Consider the following 18,474-nt stretch of genomic DNA (forward strand, 5'->3'; position numbering starts at 1 on the left):
CCAGGAAGTGCGGCGCCGTCACCGCCTGCGGCGAGGACCGGCAGTCCCCGCCGCAGGCCATGCCGACGCGCAGGTCAGCCAGATCGTCGCGGCAGCGGCCAGGCCCCGCACGGCGTTCCGTCGGTCGCAGGTCCCGCGCGGCGTCCCGTCGTACGAAGACGAGCCCGCCGCCGATGAAGCCGATCCCGGAGACGATCTGCGCCGCGCTCTTCTGCTGGGCCGCGCGCTCCCAGCCGATCAGGCTCGACAGCGGCGGCGCCGACGGTTCGGCCCGACGCGTACCCCGGCGACGGGCGCCCGACGCCACCGGAGCCCGTACGCCGTCGCCGGTGACCCGGAGCGGGTGCGGGGTACTCGCCCGGTGCCGCTACGCCCGGGGGACGGGCGTACCGTCAGCACGTCGCGCGGAAGGGACCGGTTTCATGCGGCACGACGAGATGATCGGAAAGGTGCAGGCGCTGGCCCAGCTGCCCGACCGGGGAACGGCCGAGCGGGCCGCGCACGCGGTCGTCAGCACGCTGTCGGAACGGCTGCCGTCCGGGCTGGCCCGGCATGTGGCCGCCCAGTTGCCGCCGGACATGGCGGCGGCCATGCGGGAGGCGGCCGACGCGTCCGCCGGACCGGACTCCGGTACGGCGCCCGAGCGGTTCGGGCTGACGGCGTTCGCCGGACGCGTCGCCGTCCGGGCCGGCACCGACGAGGAGACGGCGCTGCGGGAGGCCGCCGCCGTGATGGAGGTGCTGGACGCCGCCCTCGCCCCGGAACTGACCGAGCGGATGGCCGGGGCACTGCCGGCGGACATCCGCGAACTGCTGCCGGTCGAGCGCGCGGCACAGGACACCGGGAGGTCGGGCTGACGGAGTCGTCCAGACGAAGAGTTGTCGGGCTGACAGGGGGTCGGGCTCACACGGAGTACGGGATCACGGGAGCCGCCGACGTCCGGCGGCGCCGGGAGACGGGTGTTCGGGGCGGGGTGCGCCGCACCGCGCGGGCCCCACAGCGTGACCGGAATCTTCGAGGCTGGTTGAATTCGTGTGCACGCGCCCACTGGGGGCAGGCGTAGCAGTGACGCCCCCCACCCCGAAAAGGTGCTCCATGGCCTTCTTCGCCCTCTCCCGGCACCAGCCACTGGTCCTGCTCTCGGCCACCGACCTGGCGTCGGAATACCACCGGTTGCAGGAACAGAACCGGCAGTTGCAGCGCGCCGTGACCTCGCACGCCGTGATCGACCAGGCGATCGGTGCCGTCGTCGTCCTGGGGCGGATAGCCCCGGAGGAAGCCTGGCGTGCGCTGCGGGACGTCTCCCAGCGTACGAACGTCAAACTGCGCACGGTCGCCGAGCACATCCTGGGCTACGCGCAGGGCGGCACGCTTCCCGAGCCCGAACGGATCGAACTCGGAAAGGCGATCGTCCGCTATCGCCGGTGCGAGGAGCAGGCGGCGCTCAGTGACGGTCTGCCCGCGTCGGCCGGCGGTGCCGGGGACGACGGGCCGTCCGGGGCCGCGCCAGCCAGCGGTCCTCGACCTGGTCCAGCCCGTACAGCAGCAGACTGAGCACCGGGAGCAGCAGAAGCGCGACGGTGATCACTGGAGGTACCCCCTCCTGCCGACGACACCCGGCGAGTGCCCGGACGCGACGCCTCCACCCTCGCGGCTTGTGAAGGTCCTGTGGCCGCGCTGCTCGCGCGGCCGTGTCCAGCCGCTCACCGACCGGCACGCCGTCACCGGCTCCCACCCCCCACCCGCGCGCGGGCCGAGGCTTCGCCGGCGCCCGCCGGGGCGACTCGTTGCGTACGCGCCGAGCCACGGCCCGGGCGCGTTCGGCGCGCCCCTTCCACGCTGTGTGCTTACCGTGCTGTGAAGGTGACCGGCCGTCAGCCGGGTGACTCGCGGGGCGGAGAGGAGGCGGGAGCGGTGGTGGGCGATGCGCGCCGGCGGAAGGCCGGGCGGAGCGGCGGGCGCCGGGCCGCGGGCGCGGTACTGGGCAGCCGTCCGGCGTACTCCGTACGGCCGCCGGCCCTCACCCGCCCGGAGCCGCGCGTGCCGCGGGCCGAGCGGACGGTGCCGTGGCTGCGGATCGCCGCCGCCTACGCCTGGCGGCTCATTCTCGTCGGCGTCGTCGTCTACGGCGTCTTCAGCGTCCTCGGCAGCTTCCAACTCATCGCCGTCGCGCTGTTCCTCGCGCTGGTCGTGACGTCCGTGCTGCGCCCGCTGACCGATCTGCTGAGCCGGTTCCTGCCGAGGCCGCTGAGCGTGGCGATCGCGCTGGTGGGCAGTCTGGTGCTGCTGCTGGGCCTGCTCGCGATGGTGGGCAGCGCGGTGGCGGGCGAGTCGGCCCGGCTGACGGGTGAGTTCCGGGGCGGTGTCCACCGCATCGAGGAGTGGCTGCGCCGGCCGCCGTTCCGGCTCAGTGCCGACGCGCTCGCCGGGCTCCAGCGCCAGGTGACGCACTACATCTCCACGCACCGGGCGGCCCTGCTCAGCAGCGCGGTCAGCGAGCTGGGCCGGGTGGTGGAGCTGGTCACGGGCGGCGCGCTGGCACTGTTCGCCTCGGTCTTCTTCCTGCACTCGGGCGAGCACCTGTGGAGCTGGGCGCGGGACGAGCTGCTGCCGAGCGGTGCCCGTCCGGTGTGGGACCGGGCGGGGCGGGCGGCCTGGCGGACCTTCGCGGGATACACACGCGGCATCATCATCGTGGCCGCCACCAACGCCGTACTCGTGGGAGTGGTCCTGCTGGCCCTGCGGGTGCCGCTCGCGCTGCCGCTGACGTTGCTGGAGTTCTTCGCCGCGTTCGTGCCGCTGGTGGGCTCACCGGTGGCGCTGGGGGTCGCCACGATCGTCGCGCTCGCCGGGCGGGGCCCGCTGACGGCCGTCGGCGTGCTGGTGCTGATCGTGGTGATCGGCCAGTTGGAGGGGCATGTACTGCATCCGCTGGTGATGAGCTGGGCGGTGCGGCTGCATCCGCTCGTCGTGGCCGTGTCGGTCATCGCGGGCAGCATCGTCGCCGGGGTGATCGGCGCCGTCGTCGCGGTCCCGCTGGTCTCGGTCGTCTGGGCGGTCCTGCGCGCGCTGCGCGCGAGGCCACCGTGACGGGAACCCGGGCGGGGCGGGCTCCGAAGAGGCGCGGCGCCGTCGTCGTAAGGAGCCGACGCCGCCGTACGGCTCAGCGCAGCGCGGCCGCGACGAGGCCGCGGATCTCCTCCTCCTGGACGCTCCCGCCGTACACCAGGCGGTCGAAGACCAGCCCGTCCACGCAGGTCAGCAGGGTCACCGTGCGGTCCTCCGGGTCGGCGACGCCCTGCGCGGCGAGGAAGTCGCGCACGACCCGCCGCCCCTGGTTGTCGCGCGGCACGAGGATCTCGCGCAGTTCGGGGTGGCGCGCGCTCTCGACGGCACAGGCGTAGCGGGCGAGGGACCGCCGGCGGCCCTCCCCGGTGAGCCGTACCGCGACCAGCGCGGCGATGCCCGCCGTCAGGTCGTCGGCGGTCCGCGGTACGGGCGTGGCGGCGCCCCTCTCCTCCAGCTCCGCCTGGTCGAGCGCCACCAGACGCCGGACGAGGGCGGTGAGGAGGGCCTGCCGGGTGCGGTAGTACGCGGAGGTGGTGCCCGGCGGCAGCTGGGCCGCGCGGTCCACGGCGCGGTGCGTCAGCCCGCGCATGCCGCTGTCGGCGAGCACGGTGATCGCCGTGTCGGCGAGGAGAGTACGTCGGTCTGTGGCCACCCCCTCTTTCTACACCCGCCTTCTACAGCTGTAGAGCGGCGCGCTACGGTGCTTCTACAGATGTAGAACGCACGGGAGGGGACCGGCATGGGCGGTACGGCGGTGGTGGTCGGGGGCGGGATCGGCGGGCTGGCCGCGGCACTGGGGCTGCGCCGGATCGGCTGGGAGGTCCGGGTGGTGGAGCGGGCCGCCGTCCTGGCCGACGCGGGCGCGGGCATCTCGCTGCACGCCAACGGGCTGCGCGCGCTGGACGCCGTGGGCGTCGGCGCGGCGGTCCGGGCGGCGGCGCGCCCCCAGTACACCGGGGGCACGCGCACCCCGGCGGGCCGGTGGCTGTCGCGGATGGACGGCGCCCTGCTGGAGCGCGAGTTGGGCTCCTCCATCGTGGGCATCCCGCGCGCGGTGCTGCACCGTCTGCTGCGCGCGGCGCTGCCCGAGGAGTGCCTGCTCGTCGGCGCGACCGTGGACACGCTCGGCCTCTCGGCCCCCGACCGGGTGGCCGTGCCCGTCGGGGACGGCGTCCTGGAGGCGGACCTGGTCGTCGCGGCGGACGGCGTGCACAGCCGGCTGCGCGGGCTGCTGTTCCCGGACCATCCCGGTCCGGTGTACGCGGGTTCGACGGTGCTGCGAGCCCTCACCGAGGGCCCGCTGGAGGTGGCCACCGACTTCGAGCTGACCTGGGGCGCGGGGGCCGAGTTCGGGCACATCGGATTCACCGACGGCCGCGCCGAGTGGCACGCGGTCCTCACCGCGCCGCCCGGGGTCCGCCACGCCGACCCGCTCGGCATGCTCCGCCACCGCTTCCGCGACTGGCACGACCCGGTCCCCGCGCTGCTGGCCGCCACCCGGCCCGAGGCCGTGCTGCACCACGACATCCACGAACTGGCCACGCCCCTGCCGTCGTTCACGGCGGGACGGGTGGCGCTGCTGGGCGACGCCGCCCACGCCATGACGCCGCATCTCGGCCAGGGCGCCTGCCAGGCCCTGGAGGACGCGGTCACCCTGGCCGCCGCGCTCGCCGGGGAACCCTCGGTCGGCGCGGCGCTGGCCCGGTACGACGCCGAGCGCCGCCCCCGCGCCCAGGCGGTCGCCCGCGCCGCCCGGCAGGCCGGCCGGCTGGGGCAGCAACTGTCCCACCCGCTGGCCGTCGCCCTGCGCGACACCGGGCTGCGCCTCGCCCCGTCCCGGGCGACGATGCGGGCCATCCTGCGGCACGCCGACTGGACGCCGCCGAGCCTGGGGTGACGAGCGGCTGGGGGCTGTGCGGGTGGGCTGTGCGGGTCGTGCCGGATCCGCGGGCTCCAGGCCAGGAGCGCCGGGCAGCGCGGGCGGGATGCCGCCGCGACGAGACCGGCGGCGCGGATCAGGTCGCCGCTGCGCGGGGCGCCTGCGCTCACCCGGTTCCGTCGCTCCTCGGCGCCGGCGGCCCCTCGGTGCCGGTTGCTCCTCGACGCCGGTTGCTCCTCAGTGCCGGTTGTCCCTCGATGCCGGCGGGTCCACCTCCTCCCGGCTCGGACGGACGCAGGCCGGCTTCAGCGACACCGCGCAGGCCGGCGGCACGCCCACCCGGCACCGGTTCAACCGATCAGGTCCCGCTCCGTTCGGCCTTCGCGCGGGCGATGGCCGCGCCGGCGGGGTTGCGGGTGCTGATCCGGGCCAGTGGGGTGCCGTCCGGGCCGGTCAGATACAGCCAGTGGACGGTGGGACCATGGCTGTTCTGGCCGTACGACGTGGTCTCCGTCCGTTCCGTGACGCTCAGCCGGAGCCAGGTGAGGGCGTTGGTACGGGCCACGCCCACGGTCACGACGACGCCCCCGGCGAACACATGGAGCCGGGTGTCCCGGTGGGTGAGCCGGCCCTCGATCAGGAAACCGGCCACGGGAAGGGCGACCATCAGGAGGAGGAGGCCGACGGCGACGGCTTTCGCCCCGGGGCCGTAGGGGCCGGTCAAGGTGCCGACGCCGAAGATCAGGCAGAGCAGCGCGGGCATCAGCGACACGCAGCCCAGGCCGGTGATCCGGCTCCCGATGCGCTGCGTGTGCGTACGCTCGCCCAACCCGTGGGCGGCGGCGGCCTGTTCGGCCCTGCGCAGCGCCTCCTCGTCCGCTTCGGCGCTCCGTGTCCCCCAGCCCATCGCCCGACTCCCCTCCCGCGAAATCCCTTTCCGGTGAACCGCTACCGCGCGGTGCCGGACGGCGTCTCCTCCGGCAGACCGGCGTCCGCGCCGTCGCTCAGGCCGAGCCGCAGATGATCGATGTGATAGACGGCCTGGTCGAGGAGTTCGGCGACATGGCCGTCGTACAGGGCGTAGATCACCGAACGGCCCTGGCGGCGGCCGACCACCAGACCGAGGTTGCGCAGCAGCCGCAACTGGTGCGAGCACGCGGACTGTTCCATGCCGACCTCGGCGGCGAGTTCGGTGGCCGCGCAGGGGCCCTCGCGCAGCCGGGACAGGATCAGGAGCCGCGACGGAGTGGCGAGGGCCTGGAGGGTGGTCGCCACGCGCGTGGCGCTGTCCGCGTCCAGGCGCGTGCGGGGGACCGCCGTCCGCGCGGGAGTTGCTCCATGGCCCATGTCAGTCATCATACAGATGACACTTGAAGAGTTCTTCATATGTACCTGTATGGTGGACGTCGCTGCCAGATCGTCCGTCCTGCCGAAGGGTTCCCGCGCCATGCCCTCCGTCCTCACCGACCGCCCCCTGTCCCCCGGGGCCGCCCGCACCGCGCCCGCCGCTCCCCGGCGCCGCACCCGGGTCCTGGCACTGCCCGAGGCCCGCTGGGCGGCGGCGGCCGCGGTGCTGTTCCTGCTCGCCCTGTCCCTCCAGCTCACCGGCGCGCCCGGCTGGGCCTGGGGCGTGCCATACGCGCTCGCCTACGTGGCCGGCGGCTGGGAGCCCGCGTGGGCGGGGCTGCGGGCGCTGGCCGGGAGGACCCTGGACGTCGACCTGCTGATGATCGTGGCGGCGCTCGGGGCGGCAGCGGTCGGCCAGGTGATGGACGGGGCCCTGCTGATCGTCATCTTCGCCACCTCCGGGGCGCTGGAGGCGCTGGCCACCGCCCGGACCGCCGACTCGGTTCGCGGCCTGCTCGACCTCGCCCCCGCCACCGCGACCCGACTCCGCGCCGACGGCACCGAGGAGACGGTCGCGCCGGCGGACCTCACCGTCGGCGACACCGTCCTGGTGCGGCCCGGGGAGCGGATCGGCGCCGACGGCCGGGTGCTGGACGGGACCAGCGAGGTCGACCAGGCCACCATCACCGGTGAACCGCTGCCCGTCGCCAAGGAGACCGGCGACGAGGTGTTCGCCGGCACCCTCAACGGCACCGGCGCGCTGCGGGTGCGGGTCGGCCGGGACGCCGCCGACTCGGTGATCGCCCGGATCGTGCGCCTGGTGCAGGAGGCGTCCGAGACCAAGGCGCCGACCCAGCTCTTCATCGAGAAGGTCGAGCAGCGTTACTCGCTCGGCATGGTCGCCGCGACGCTCGCCGTGTTCGCGGTGCCGCTCGCTTTCGGCGCCGCGCTGACCGGGTCGCTGCTGCGGGCCATGACCTTCATGATCGTCGCCTCGCCGTGCGCGGTGGTGCTCGCGACGATGCCGCCGCTGCTGTCCGCGATCGCCAACGCCGGGCGGCACGGGGTGCTGGTGAAGTCGGCGGTGGTGATGGAACGCCTCGGGCAGGTGGACGCGGTCGCGCTGGACAAGACGGGCACCCTCACCGAGGGCACCCCGCGGGTGACGGACGTCGTACCGCTGCCCGGTGCCGGTCTCACCGAGCGGGAGTTGCTCACGCTCGCGGCGGCGGCCGAGCATCCGAGCGAGCACCCGCTTGCCAGGGCCGTGGTGGACGCCGCCCGCGCCCGTGGGCTCACCGTCCCCACCGCCCACGGCTTCCGCTCCGCGCCGGGCGTCGGCGTCACCGCCACGGTCGGGGACCGCACGGTCACGGTGGGCACCCCGGCCCGCCTGCTGAGCGATACGAACGCGACGCCGGACGACGGCACACCGACCGACCCACCGCCCGCCCGCGCCGCCGCCCCGAACACGGCCCGGCAGGACGACTCCACGGCTACCGGGCGGGGCAGCGACGCCGACACCCCAGTCACCGCGCCGCACGGCGACTCCCCGGTCACCGTTCAGCATGGCGACTCCGCGGCGAACGAGCCCCGCAGCCACGCCACCGTCCCGATCATCGCTGAACAGGCCGACGCCACCACCGTCACCGCCCGGCAAGGCGACTCCGCAGCCACTCGCTCCCTCACCCCCGCCACCGCCGCGCAGGCCACCACCGGCTCCCCAGTCGCCACCCGGCACGCCCACGACCGCGCCGCCCCGGCCCGCGTCGCGCAGATCGAAGCCGGTGGCCGTACCGCCGTGCTCGTCGCGGTGGACGGTGTTCCGGTCGGGGTGCTCGGGATCGCGGACCGGCTGCGGCCGGACGCCGCCGCCACCGTCGCCGCGCTCTCCTCGCTCACCGGCACCCGCCCGACGCTGCTGACGGGGGACAACGCGCGGGCCGCCGCCCGGCTGGCCGACGAGGTCGGCATCCGGGACGTCCGGGCCGGGCTGCTGCCCGAGGACAAGGTGGCCGCCGTGCGCGAGCGGCAGGACGCCGGCCACCGGGTGCTGGTCGTCGGGGACGGTGTCAACGACGCGCCCGCGCTGGCCGCCGCGCACACCGGCGTCGCGATGGGCCGCGCCGGTTCCGATCTGTCGCTGGAGACCGCCGACGCGGTGATCGTGCGCGACGAACTGGCGGCGGTGCCCGCGGTGGTCGCCCTCTCCCGCCGCGCCCGCCGCCTGGTGGTGCAGAACCTCGTCATCGCGGCGGTGTTCATCTCCGGCCTGGTCGTCTGGGACCTCATCGGCACGCTCCCATTGCCGCTGGGCGTCCTCGGCCACGAGGGTTCCACCGTCCTGGTCGGCCTCAACGGCCTGCGGCTGCTGCGCGAGGCGGCCTGGACGGAGGCGGCACGGGCGGGCACGGACCTCGTCTGACCGGGCGGCCCCGACTGCCTCGCCATCCGCGCGACGCTCGACCTGGACAGAGGCGGTGAGCGCAGGTGCGGACGGCACCCGACCGGACGTTTCCAACAGCTCTGCCGCCCGCGCGACGCTCGGCCTGGACCGAGGCGGCGCAGGTGGGCAGGAACCCCGCCTGACGGAACCGTCCGTCCCGACAGTCCCACCGCCCGCGCGGCGCTCGACCAGGACCGAGGCAACGCCGACGGGCACGAACCGCCTGACCGGACCGTCCGTCCCGACAGCCCCACCGCCCGCGCGACGCTCGGCCTGGACCGAGGCAACGCGGGCGGGCACGAACCGCCTGACCGGACGTTCCCCACCGCCGGTACGACGCTCGACCTCGGCTGAGGCGGCGCGGCCCCGTGTGACCGGACCATCCCGACAGCCCCACCCACCCGCCCGCGCGACGCTCGGCCTGGATCGAGGCTGCGCCGGCAGGCGCGGACCCCGCCCGACCGGACAGTGGATTGCCCCCGCGCAGCACTCGACCTGACCCCAGACGACGTCGGCACGCACGGCCCCCGTCCCACCGGACAGTGCCGATTGCCCCGCCCCCATCCCCCGCGACACTCGCCCTGAACCCAGACGACATCGGCAGCCACGCACCCCGCCCGACCGGACGCTCCCGGCCGCCCCCTACCCGCCGCGCCGGCGCTCCGTTTGGTGTCGGCGGCATGAGGTGGTGTCCACGGTGGCACCCGGGGCGCCGTGCGTGGGATTCGACTGAGCTGGCAGAGCGTGCGGCGGGATGCGGTGGCCGCGGTGGGTGCGGCGCGGCGGGCCTGGGCGGGGCCGTGCCGGGAGCGGGATCTGGCCGTGCAGGCGGGGAAGGCGGCGCTGGCCGCGTGGGTGGCGTGGGCGGTGGCGGGCTGGTGGCTGCGGGCGCCGGTGGCGTTCGTGGCGCCGTGGGTGGCGGTCGTCCTGGTCGAGTCGACCGTGTACCGGTCGATCGCGCACGGTCTGCAACAGCTCGCGGCGATCGCGGCCGGCACGGTCGCGGCGACCGCGGTCGGACTGCTGCTGCACAGCACGGTGGCGGCGATGGCGGTGGTGCTGCCCCTCGCGATGCTGCTGGGCCAGTGGCGGCGCCTGGGCAGTCAGGGCATCTACGCGGCCACGGGCGCCCTGTTCGTCCTCACCAACGGATCGGTCACCGTGGCCACCTCCGCGGCCCGGCTCGCCGAGGCCCTGTTCGGGGCGGTGGTCGGCATCGCCGTCAACGCGCTGGTCCGGCCGCCGCTGTATCTGCGCGACACCCGTGCGGTGCTGCGGGACGCGACCGAGGAGGCCCACGACATCCTGCGGGACGTGGCCGACGGGCTGGCCGAGAGCCGCTGGGACGCGGAGGAGGCCGACGCCTGGCACGGGCGGGCGCTGCGGCTGCACGGGCTGGTGGAGGAGGCCCGCTCGGCGGTCGAGTGGAGCCGGGAGAGCCTGCGCGTCAACCTGCGAGGCCGCCGCAAGCTCGCCGTGCCGCTGCCCGGCAAGGAGTACGACGACGCGCTCGTGGTGCTGGACTACGCGGCCGTGCACACCGCGGGGGTGACCCGCACGGTGCTGGAGGCCGCCGCCGAGGACCGCGCGGCGCCCCGGCCCGACCCGGGGCTCGCCAAGCGGTACGCGGAGTTCCTGTGCGAGACCGCCCGCGCGCTGCGGCTCTACAGCCACAGCCGGTTCGGCGACGAGTGCGAGGACGAGTTGCGCGAGGCGGTGGCGCGGCTGCGCGGCACGCTGGGCGACCTGCGCCGGGACCTGGCCCGCTCGACGACGGACGACCCCGACGAGGTCGCCACCTACGGCGCGCTGCTCGCCCAGGCCCACCGGCTGGCCGACCAGTTGGTCACCTCGGGCGCGTGAGCGCCGTCCCGGTCGGTCGCCGCCGCACGCGTCGTCGTTCTCACACGCCGGGCGTCGTGTCCCCCGGTTCCCGCACCCCGAACACGGCCGGGCCCACGGTGAGGAAGCCGTCGGTCAGCGGCCGGCAGCGCACTCCCCCGCCGCCGCGCAGGGCGCGCTGGGCGCCGGGGCCGAGGGTGGTGTCCATCCAGGCGCAGGGCCGGGCGGCGCTGCGCACGTCCAGTTCCACCGGTCCGGAACCGGAGTCGAGGAAGACCGTCTTGCCGATCCAGGCGTCGATGTCGACCCCGCGCAGCAGGACGTTGCGCCGGGTCCGCAGCAGGTCGGCGGGGTACGGCCCCGACTGCGGCAGTCGCTCGACGGCCATGAGGGTGATCGACGCGTTGCGGTGGGCGGGGTGGTTGAAGTACCGGTCTCCGACGATGCCGAGGCCCGCGCGGACCTCGGCCGTCGTGACCAGTTCGCCGGGCGGCAGCTCGGGCGGGCCGTCGCCCGGCCGGCCGGCGAAGCGGTGCACCGGGGACACCAGCAGCTGGAGGATCTCGACATGCGGCACGCCTCGAGCCTAACCAGGGCCGGTCCGTTTCCGGTGCCCGGTGCTCAGCGGTCCGGCTGCCACTCGAACATCAGGATCGTGGCGTCGTCCCGGAGCCGGCTGTCCTGGGAGTCCAGCAGTGAGTGGATCAGGCGTCTGAGTGTCTCGGGCGCGATCTCGCCGGTGGCGCTGGCCCGGATGACGTAGTCCGCGAAGCGTTCCAGGCCGAGCAGTCTGCCGTCGGCCATCCGGGCCTCGGTGACGCCGTCGGTGTGGAGCAGCACCCGGTCGCCGGGCCGTAGGCGGGTCTCGTGCACCCGCCGGCCCCGTGAGGAGAGCAGGGAGCGCAGGCCCATGGGCGGGTCGGCCTCGCGGGCCAGCGCGTCGACGATCAGCCGCTGGTCACGGATGAGCAGCGGCGCGGGATGCCCGCAGTTGCTCCATTGCAGCACCCCGGTGCTGAAGTCGAGCCGGGCGAGGATGCCGGTGCAGAACTGGTCCGGCAGCCATTGGGTGAGCGCCTCGTCCACGCTGTCCACGAGGGTGCGCAGATCGGCGTCGGTGCGCCGGGCGTTGCGGCAGGCGGCGAGGGCGACGGCGCTGGTCAGTCCGGAGAGCAGGTTGTGCCCCATGGCGTCCAGCACGACGGCGTGCAGGGCGCTGGTGGTGAGGGAGTGGTCGAAGGCGTCGCCGCCGATGTCGTAGGCGGGTTCGAGGACGGCGGTGGAGACGACCAGGCCGTTGCCGATGGTGCGCGGTGGCAGGAAGGCCCGCAGCATCTCGGCGGGCAGGTGCATGGCCTGGGTACGGGTCCGCCGTACGAAGGAGTCCTCGTACGCCCGCTTCGAGGTGGTCATCATCGACAGGAGGGCGGCGAGGGCGCGGCCCTGGCGCAGGGAGGCCGCGGTGATCGCCTGTGCGTGGACGGCGAGGACGCCGAGCCGTTCGGCGCCGTCCAGCAGCGGGAACCAGGCCGTCATCCCGTCCCGGTCGGACTCCTCGACGCGCAGGGCCTGGGTGCGGTAGCACCACCCGGCGAGCGAGTCGTCGATGGGCAGGGTGGGGGCCACGTCGGTGAGCGGCACGAGGTGTCGCTGCTGGAGGTCGGCGAGGTAGACCACCGCGTGCCGCAGACCGAGCGACTTCGCGCACTGCGAGACGGCGGCCGACAGGTCGAGGATGCAGTTGGCGGGGTCGGCGAGGAACTCCTCCAGCGGCGCCCCGCTCGGCTCCGCCGTCACGACACGGCCGGCGCTCCGCCGGTGGCGAAGTCCCGCAGCCCGTCCGGGGAGCCGTTGAAGCGGTCGTGGTCGCCGACCGTCTTTCCGCTGGAGGTGTACTGCCACATCGTGTACGCCGTCCAGCCCGCCGGCAGCGGCCCGACCGTCGAGGCGTAGCGCGCGACCCACAGCGGGTTGGTCTCGCCGAAGCCGGCGTAGTCGCCGGTGCACTGGACCCACCAGTTGGTGGCGGTGTAGATGACCGCGTCCCGGCCGGTGCGGGACTTGTAGCGGTCCAGGAAGTCGCGGATCCAGCTGACCATGCCGCTCTTGGACTTGCCGTAGCAGGCGTCGCCGTACGGGTTCCACTCGATGTCCAGGGCGCCGGGGAGGGTCTGGGCGTCGTTCGACCAGCCGCCGCCGTGCTGCACGAACCAGTCGGCCTGGGCGGCGCCGCCGCCCGTGTCCGGGGTGGCGAAGTGGTAGGCGCCGCGGACCATGCCGACGTCGAACGAGCCGTCGTACTGCTGGGTGAAGTAGGGGTTGGTGTAGGTCGTGCCCTCCGTGGCCTTGGTGTACGCCCACTTGGTGCCGTCGTCCCACAGTGTCGGCCAGTCGACGTCGCGTTGATGGCTGGAGACGTCGACTCCCTCGGTCTGGGAGGCGCGGGGGTCCGGGGGCGGGTCGCCGAAGTCGCCGTCGTGGGCGAGGACGCCGATGCCCATGTAGGCGCTGCCGCGCACGGGTGCGCCCCCGGCCGCGTCGGACGCGGCCGGGGGGCTGGACAGGAACAGCAGCAGGCAGGTCAGGGTGCCGGTGAGGCGCAGGCGGGACCGGCCGCGGAAGCGGGATATGGGGATTCGCACGGAATCCATCTGACCCGGGGCCGGGTCCTCGCGCACTCGGGGTTGCGCCCAACGGGCCCGTCCGCGGCCGGTTTCAACCCGTGTGGGTGTCCGTCCGTCATCCCTCGATGCGGTGCTGCGTCCAGAAGGAGGTCAGGTCCGTGCTCGTGGCGGCCTGGGCCGCCGCCTTGAACTCGGCCGTGGTGGACACGCCGTACCAGTGCGCGCTCGCGTAGTCCTTCAGCAGTGTGGCCATGGCGGTGTCCCCGAGGACGCGCCGCAGGTCGTGCAGGGCGCATTTGCCGTAGCCGTAGACGACGGTGGAGTACCGGGAGGAGTGCGCGTCCCAGTACGCCATCGAGTTGCTGATCTTCTCGGCGCTGGAGGTCCAGGAGACCCCGCTCCAGCAGTTGCTGCCGGTTCTGCCCTGGGCCAGGTCGGTGGCGTAGTCGGTGAACGACTCGTCCAGCCAGGGGCTGGTGTACTCGTCGTCGCCGACGATGCCGTACCACCACTGGTGGGCGATCTCGTGGGTGAGCGCGGTGGTGCTGACCACGTCGAGGACGAAGCCGGGGTACTCCATGCCGCCGAACCAGTAGTTGTTGTCGATGACGGCGTCCAGTTCGCCGTACGGGTAGGCGCCGAACCGGGAGGCGTGGGCGTCGACGGCGGTCCTGGCGGTGCTGAGCATCGACTGGGCGCTGGTGGAGCTGATCCCCGAGACGGAGTAGACGTTCACGGGGACGCCGGCGGCCGAGGTGCCGGAGATCTTGGTGAAGGGGCCCGCGGCCCAGGCGAAGTCACGGACCTTGGAGGCGGTGGCGGTGGTGACGGTACGGCCGCTGGAGCCGGGGGTGTCCGTGGAGGTGCCGGTGGCCGGGACCAGCAGGGTGCTGGGGTGGTCGAGGGTGACCTTGAAGTCGGCGGCCAGGGAGTAGAAGGACTCGCCGTTGTTGGTGTACGGGTCCAGGTGCCAGCCCGCGCTGTCGCGGACGGCGAGGACGGGGAGGGCGTTGCCGACGAAGCTGAACGCGCCGTCGTGGCCGAAGCGGTCGGCGCCGCTGGGCACGGTGATGCCGAGGTCGAAGCCGAGGGTGGCGCTCTGGCCCTGGGCGAGCGGGCTCGGCAGGTCGATCTTCAGCGCGGTGCAGGCGACGGAGAGGGCGCCGGCGGTGCCGCCGCTGACGTTGCCGACCTTGATGGGCATCGCGTCGCAGCTGCCGTGGTAGTTGTCCCACAGCCGCAGGTAGACCTCGCCGAGCGCGGTGGCGGAGGCGTTGGTGAAGGTCACGCTCTCGCGCCCGGTCCAGACGGTGCCGCTGGTGTCGCTGCTCAGGTTCACGGTGTACGAGGGCGCGGACGGCGTCCGTGTGGAGTCGGTGGGCGGCGGTGTGGTGGCGCCGGAGGTGTCGAGGGCGATGTCGTCCAGGACGAAGCTCGTCTGGAGGCTGGAGTCCTCGGTGCCGGTGAAGGACAGGTTCACGGTCTGGCCGGCGAAGGACGACACGTCGATCGACTTCTTCACGTAGCCGGTGTTCTTGTCCAGGTTCGAGTAGGTGGCCAGCGTGGTGCTGCCGAGCTTGGCCGTGAGCTTGTCGTAGGCGGTGGACGACGTCGTCTCGGCGGTGTCGATGTGCAGCCAGAAGGTGAGGGTGGCGGCGCCGCATCCGGACGGGATGGTCACGCTCTGGCCGAGGGTGTCGGTGTGGGTGCCGCCGACACCGTCCAGCCAGGCGTAGGAGCTGCCGCCGTGGGCGGTCTGTCCGGAGCGGCTGGTGATGACGGTGGACGCGGACTGCGTCCAGGGCGAAGTGCCGCTCTCGAAGCCGCCGTTGGCGACCACCTGCGCCGGGGTGCAGGCGGCGGCCACGGGAGCCGTGGCGGGCCGGGCGGCGGCGGAGGTACCGGGGAGGGAGAGGGCGGCCAGCGCGACGACGACCGCGCCGACGCCGAGGGCCCTGTGCGGGGTCGGTCTCACACGCTACTCCTTTGCGGCGGCCGGGGTCCGGCCTGCTCGAGGACCGCCCGGCCGGCTGGGGTGTGCCGGGGCGGTCGGGGTGGGGCTTGCGCGATCGCCGTGCGGAGGTGCGCCGCGCCTCTGTGGGTCGGGGCGCGGACTGCCGAAAGAGTGACAGATTTGTCGGGGCCATGCCAGATGGTCGGTCACCGCGATCGGGGCCGTGCACGCCTCGGTGGCACGGCGGCGGGCGGTGGCTCGGTGCCGATCGAGTACGGGCAGGACGCCGGCTGAGGGGGATCGACCACGGCGGCGGCCCGCGGTTCGGTTCCGATCGAGTACGGCGGCGCTGGATGCCTCGGTGCCGATCGAGCACGGCGGCGCTCGGTGGCTCAGTTCTGTTCGAGCACAGCGGCGCTCGATGGCCAAGTGCCCATCGAGTACGGCGGCGCTGGATGACTCAGTGCCGATCGAGCACGGCGGCGCTCGGTGGCTCAGTTCTGTTCGAGCACAGCGGCGCTCAGTGGCCAAGTGCCCATCGAGCACGACGGCGCTCGATGGCCAAGTGCCGATCGAGCACGGCCATGCCCCGGCCCCATCGGCGGGCCGTGGCTCAGTTCGGAGCGAGCACCGCGATGACCCCCCGCACCCGGCTGCCGTCCGGTGCCTGCCAGCCGCTCGCCACATGGCCGACCGCCCCGTCCGGCCGCACGGGCGGGTGCTCCGGCCGTGGAGTGAGGACCCGGCGGACGCGGAGGACCGTGCCGTGAGGTGCGGGCAGACGCGTGCAGTCCGCGTCGTCGGCCGGCTCGGGTGTGACCGGGTCCCGGGTGAGCGGGGCGCCGGTGCAGGAGCGGGTCACCTCCCGGGCGGGTGCCTCGCTGACGTTCTGGTCCTGCGCCTCGGCCCGGCCCTCGATCAGGGCGAGCAACTCGGCGACCAGCACCGGGTCGTGGCAGCCGTCGTACACCCAGCGCGTGCCCAGCACCCCGTGCTCCATCGTGCCGACGAGGGCGTGCTCGGCGCCCGGCAGCGGCGCGCCTCGATAGGTCAGCGGCACCAGGTAGACGGTCGGCTCGGGGGTGGCGGTGTCGGTGATCACCAGGAACTCGATGCCGACCTCGCCGGCGGGGTCGTCCAGCCGGAAGCCGCCGGACTTCTCCAGGGCCGGGAGGCCGGTTCCGGCGTGGTACCAGGGGCGGCCGGGCAGCCAGCCGGTGAGCAGTTCGAGCTTGCTGGGCCTGAGGGTGGTGTGGTGCACGACGGCCATGCCTGCGGCTCTCTTCCGTGCGGCGGACGCGGACCCTCGCAGCCTCGCACACCGGTTCCGCGACTCAGCGGTCCGCCCCGGCCGGCGCGGGCGTCAAGTCGGCCCAGAAGTCGGGAGGTTCACCCGTCACCGGCCCGGACGAGGGCCGCGGGGACGCCGGGACGGCCGTCGGTCGGTTGTCCCGGCGCCGGTCGGGTGCGGTCAGCCCCTGTGTGTCCTTTCGAAGGCCACGAAGGCGGCCTCCTGGCGCCATTCGAGGCGGGCCTTGGCGCTGTCGGCGAGCAGATGGCGGCAGGCCGCGCCGCGCACGGGGAGGCCGGGCTGCTCGGCACGGCAGGCGGGGACCGGCTGGTAGCCCCTGGCGGTGGGGTTGCCCTGCCACAGGCTCGCGCCCGGCAGGAAGCCGTACTCCAGGGAGGCGCGGGCGAGGTCCTTCAGCTCGGGGTAGCGCAGGCCGTAGGTGGCGGCGGCGTACTGGTACTCGTGGCTGATGTCGATGCGGGACACCCCGGGGTCGTCGGTGGCGAGGACGACCGGGACGCCGTAGCGGCGGTAGGTGCTGAAGGGGTGGTCGGCTCCCTTGACGCCGAGGATCTGGGCGTTGCTGGAGAAGGGCACCTCCACGGCCACCCGGCGGTCCGCCATGCTGCGGGCGGTGCTCCGCCAGTCGTCCTCGTGCACGAGGTCGACGCCGTGCCCGACGCGCTCGGTACGGGCCACCTCCACGGCCTCCCGGATGTGGAACTTCAGGTCCTCCGGCTTGACCAGCCCGGGCCACAGTTCGCCCGCGTGCAGGGTGACATGCGCCTTCGGGTACTGGGTGCGCAGATAGCCGACCATGCGCATCTGGAGGCCGTAGTCGCGCAGGGAGCTGTCCCAGTCCTCGGGCTGGACGAGGTTGACGGCGACGAACCGCGGGTCGGCCTCGGCCAGCCGCATACCGAGGGCGAGCTGGGTGAAGACCCGCTCCGGTGAACTGCCCCGGGACGCCTGGGAGATCCAGCGGACGGTGAGGCCGCACCCGGGCCGCGCCCGCGGGGTGCCGCACCGCTCGGTGGCGCGGAACTCGGCGTCCCCGTCGTCGGCCTCCTCGCGGGCCTCGGCGACCAGCTTGTCCAGCTTGCCGTCCGCGACCAGCGCGCGGTGCAGGGCGGCGAGGTCGCCGTCCCAGCCGACCTCGGCGGCGAGCTTCTTCGCGCCGTCGGAGGCCGGGGTGACCATCGTCTCCAGGTAGGACTGGTTGTTGCGGACGACGGTGTCGGCGACGTCGGCGAGCAGCTTGCCCCGGTGCCGCCAGGTGACCTCGCCGAACCTGCCGAAGGTGTCGAAGAAGTGGTCGTGCCCCCTCTCGCCGGGCGGGAAGTCCTCCATGGACCAGGCGCGGACCAGCGCGTCGTGGAAGGCGCGGTCGGTGCGCGCGTCGGCGGCGGGCCGGGTGCCGGGCCCGCAGGGCGGGGCCACCGCGGTCAGCGTCGTGGTGTCGACGCACAGCCCGTCCTCGGCGGCCAGCTCGATCAGGTACTCCGTGGACACCGCGCCGGAGAGGTGGTTGTGCAGGTCTCCGCCCTTGGGGAGCTGCCGGAAGAACTCCCTCAGGGCCGCGGGCCGGTCGTGGAGGGAGCGGAGACGGGCGTCCGTGCGCGCCTCCGCGGCCGTGACGTGCCGGGGCGGTGGCGCGGCGGGCCGGGGGTCCCGCTGCGCCGGCTGGGCGGCGGCGGGCAGGGCGGTGAGCAGGGACAGGACACTGAGGGTGCCGAGCACGGCCGGAACGACCGGCCGGCTCAGGGCACTTCGACGTTGCAGACTCACAGGGGGCATGATCACGGAAAGATCACGGCGGCGTGCTCTGATCCGGCGCATACCGGCCGGAGAGCACCCGACCGGGTGACGCACCGGCGCATCGCCGTGAACCCCGGCATCCGGTACCGCCCCTGTTCCGCACACTTCCCGCACAGGCCTGGGGGGGGGGGGGGGGGGGGGGGGGGGGGGGGGGGGGGGGGGGGGGGGGGGGGGTGGCTGGGGTTGCTGTGGGGGGGGGGGGGT

The 18,474-nt window shown here is 74.3% G+C and carries 15 protein-coding genes; 6 read left to right on the forward strand and 9 right to left on the reverse strand.

Going from position 1 to position 18,474, the window contains the following annotated elements; all coding sequences use genetic code 11:
* Positions 1–422: 422 nt before the first annotated feature.
* The 3 genes from ACZ4WH_RS35850 (at position 423) to ACZ4WH_RS35860 (ending at position 3,090) form a co-directional block, all read left to right on the forward strand.
* Positions 423–857: a DUF2267 domain-containing protein gene (locus ACZ4WH_RS35850; RefSeq protein ID WP_468188727.1), complete on the forward strand. Its 435-nt coding sequence runs from the start codon at positions 423–425 to the stop codon at positions 855–857.
* A 238-nt stretch (positions 858–1,095) separates the two neighbouring features.
* Positions 1,096–1,554, forward strand: coding sequence for an ANTAR domain-containing protein (locus ACZ4WH_RS35855; protein WP_468188730.1), 459 nt, complete (start codon positions 1,096–1,098; stop codon positions 1,552–1,554).
* Positions 1,555–1,914: 360 nt separating this feature from the next.
* A complete protein-coding gene (locus ACZ4WH_RS35860) occupies positions 1,915–3,090 on the forward strand; it encodes an AI-2E family transporter (protein WP_468188759.1) in 1,176 nt (391 codons plus the stop codon).
* A 73-nt stretch (positions 3,091–3,163) separates the two neighbouring features.
* Here ACZ4WH_RS35860 and ACZ4WH_RS35865 read toward each other — a convergent pair whose 3' ends face one another.
* Entirely contained in the window at positions 3,164–3,721 is a 558-nt protein-coding gene (locus ACZ4WH_RS35865; RefSeq protein WP_468188732.1) for a TetR/AcrR family transcriptional regulator, read from the reverse strand.
* An 87-nt stretch (positions 3,722–3,808) separates the two neighbouring features.
* On the opposite strand from ACZ4WH_RS35865, the gene ACZ4WH_RS35870 reads away from it, so the two are divergent.
* Entirely contained in the window at positions 3,809–4,966 is a 1,158-nt protein-coding gene (locus ACZ4WH_RS35870; RefSeq protein WP_468188734.1) for an FAD-dependent monooxygenase, read from the forward strand.
* A gap of 340 nt (positions 4,967–5,306) precedes the next feature.
* On the opposite strand, the gene ACZ4WH_RS35875 is transcribed toward ACZ4WH_RS35870, so the two are convergent.
* Both ACZ4WH_RS35875 and ACZ4WH_RS35880 read right to left on the reverse strand, forming a co-directional pair.
* The gene (locus ACZ4WH_RS35875) at positions 5,307–5,855 is read right to left on the reverse strand and encodes a hypothetical protein (RefSeq protein ID WP_468188737.1); all 549 of its coding nucleotides are present in this window, start codon (positions 5,853–5,855) and stop codon (positions 5,307–5,309) included.
* A 41-nt stretch (positions 5,856–5,896) separates the two neighbouring features.
* A complete protein-coding gene (locus tag ACZ4WH_RS35880) occupies positions 5,897–6,295 on the reverse strand; it encodes an ArsR/SmtB family transcription factor (protein ID WP_468188739.1) in 399 nt (132 codons plus the stop codon).
* A 100-nt stretch (positions 6,296–6,395) separates the two neighbouring features.
* Here ACZ4WH_RS35880 and ACZ4WH_RS35885 point away from each other — a divergent pair, with 100 nt between their 5' ends.
* Together ACZ4WH_RS35885 and ACZ4WH_RS35890 are read left to right on the forward strand one after the other, a co-directional pair.
* Positions 6,396–8,720, forward strand: coding sequence for a heavy metal translocating P-type ATPase (locus tag ACZ4WH_RS35885; protein ID WP_468188761.1), 2,325 nt, complete (start codon positions 6,396–6,398; stop codon positions 8,718–8,720).
* A 735-nt stretch (positions 8,721–9,455) separates the two neighbouring features.
* Positions 9,456–10,604: an FUSC family protein gene (locus ACZ4WH_RS35890; RefSeq protein ID WP_468188741.1), complete on the forward strand. Its 1,149-nt coding sequence runs from the start codon at positions 9,456–9,458 to the stop codon at positions 10,602–10,604.
* Positions 10,605–10,644: 40 nt separating this feature from the next.
* On the opposite strand, the gene ACZ4WH_RS35895 is transcribed toward ACZ4WH_RS35890, so the two are convergent.
* The 6 genes from ACZ4WH_RS35895 to ACZ4WH_RS35920 form a co-directional block, all read right to left on the reverse strand.
* Positions 10,645–11,160 (reverse strand): molybdenum cofactor biosysynthesis protein, encoded by a 516-nt coding sequence (locus ACZ4WH_RS35895; RefSeq protein ID WP_468188744.1) that lies wholly within the window; start codon positions 11,158–11,160, stop codon positions 10,645–10,647.
* A gap of 44 nt (positions 11,161–11,204) precedes the next feature.
* A complete protein-coding gene (locus tag ACZ4WH_RS35900; RefSeq protein WP_468188746.1) occupies positions 11,205–12,380 on the reverse strand; it encodes a PP2C family protein-serine/threonine phosphatase in 1,176 nt (391 codons plus the stop codon).
* Complete coding sequence (locus ACZ4WH_RS35905; protein ID WP_468188748.1) at positions 12,377–13,234, reverse strand: lysozyme; 858 nt, start codon at positions 13,232–13,234, stop codon at positions 12,377–12,379. The genes ACZ4WH_RS35900 and ACZ4WH_RS35905 overlap by 4 nt, the downstream gene beginning before the upstream one ends.
* Before the next feature lie 88 nt (positions 13,235–13,322).
* On the reverse strand, positions 13,323–15,182 hold the full coding sequence (locus ACZ4WH_RS35910) for a M1 family metallopeptidase (protein WP_468188750.1): 1,860 nt from the start codon (positions 15,180–15,182) through the stop codon (positions 13,323–13,325).
* Between the two features lie 592 nt (positions 15,183–15,774).
* Positions 15,775–16,431 carry a maltokinase N-terminal cap-like domain-containing protein gene (locus ACZ4WH_RS35915; RefSeq protein ID WP_468188752.1) on the reverse strand — a complete coding sequence of 219 codons (657 nt, stop codon included), beginning with the start codon at positions 16,429–16,431 and terminating at the stop codon, positions 15,775–15,777.
* 201 nt (positions 16,432–16,632) lie between these two features.
* Entirely contained in the window at positions 16,633–18,249 is a 1,617-nt protein-coding gene (locus tag ACZ4WH_RS35920) for an adenosine deaminase family protein (protein ID WP_468188764.1), read from the reverse strand.
* Between the last annotated feature and the right edge of the window lie 225 nt (positions 18,250–18,474).

The organism is Streptomyces sp. NPDC029138 (genome assembly GCF_055564375.1).

Bases quoted from the DNA above. Each gene is read 5' to 3' on its own strand.
- ACZ4WH_RS35905 (WP_468188748.1), bottom strand. From the start codon at position 13,234: ATGGATTCCGTGCGAATCCCCATATCCCGCTTCCGCGGCCGGTCCCGC.
- ACZ4WH_RS35855 (WP_468188730.1), top strand. From the start codon at position 1,096: ATGGCCTTCTTCGCCCTCTCCCGGCACCAGCCACTGGTCCTGCTCTCG.
- ACZ4WH_RS35885 (WP_468188761.1), top strand. From the start codon at position 6,396: ATGCCCTCCGTCCTCACCGACCGCCCCCTGTCCCCCGGGGCCGCCCGC.
- ACZ4WH_RS35875 (WP_468188737.1), bottom strand. From the start codon at position 5,855: ATGGGCTGGGGGACACGGAGCGCCGAAGCGGACGAGGAGGCGCTGCGC.
- ACZ4WH_RS35920 (WP_468188764.1), bottom strand. From the start codon at position 18,249: ATGCCCCCTGTGAGTCTGCAACGTCGAAGTGCCCTGAGCCGGCCGGTC.
- ACZ4WH_RS35880 (WP_468188739.1), bottom strand. From the start codon at position 6,295: ATGGGCCATGGAGCAACTCCCGCGCGGACGGCGGTCCCCCGCACGCGC.
- ACZ4WH_RS35870 (WP_468188734.1), top strand. From the start codon at position 3,809: ATGGGCGGTACGGCGGTGGTGGTCGGGGGCGGGATCGGCGGGCTGGCC.
- ACZ4WH_RS35915 (WP_468188752.1), bottom strand. From the start codon at position 16,431: ATGGCCGTCGTGCACCACACCACCCTCAGGCCCAGCAAGCTCGAACTG.
- ACZ4WH_RS35850 (WP_468188727.1), top strand. From the start codon at position 423: ATGCGGCACGACGAGATGATCGGAAAGGTGCAGGCGCTGGCCCAGCTG.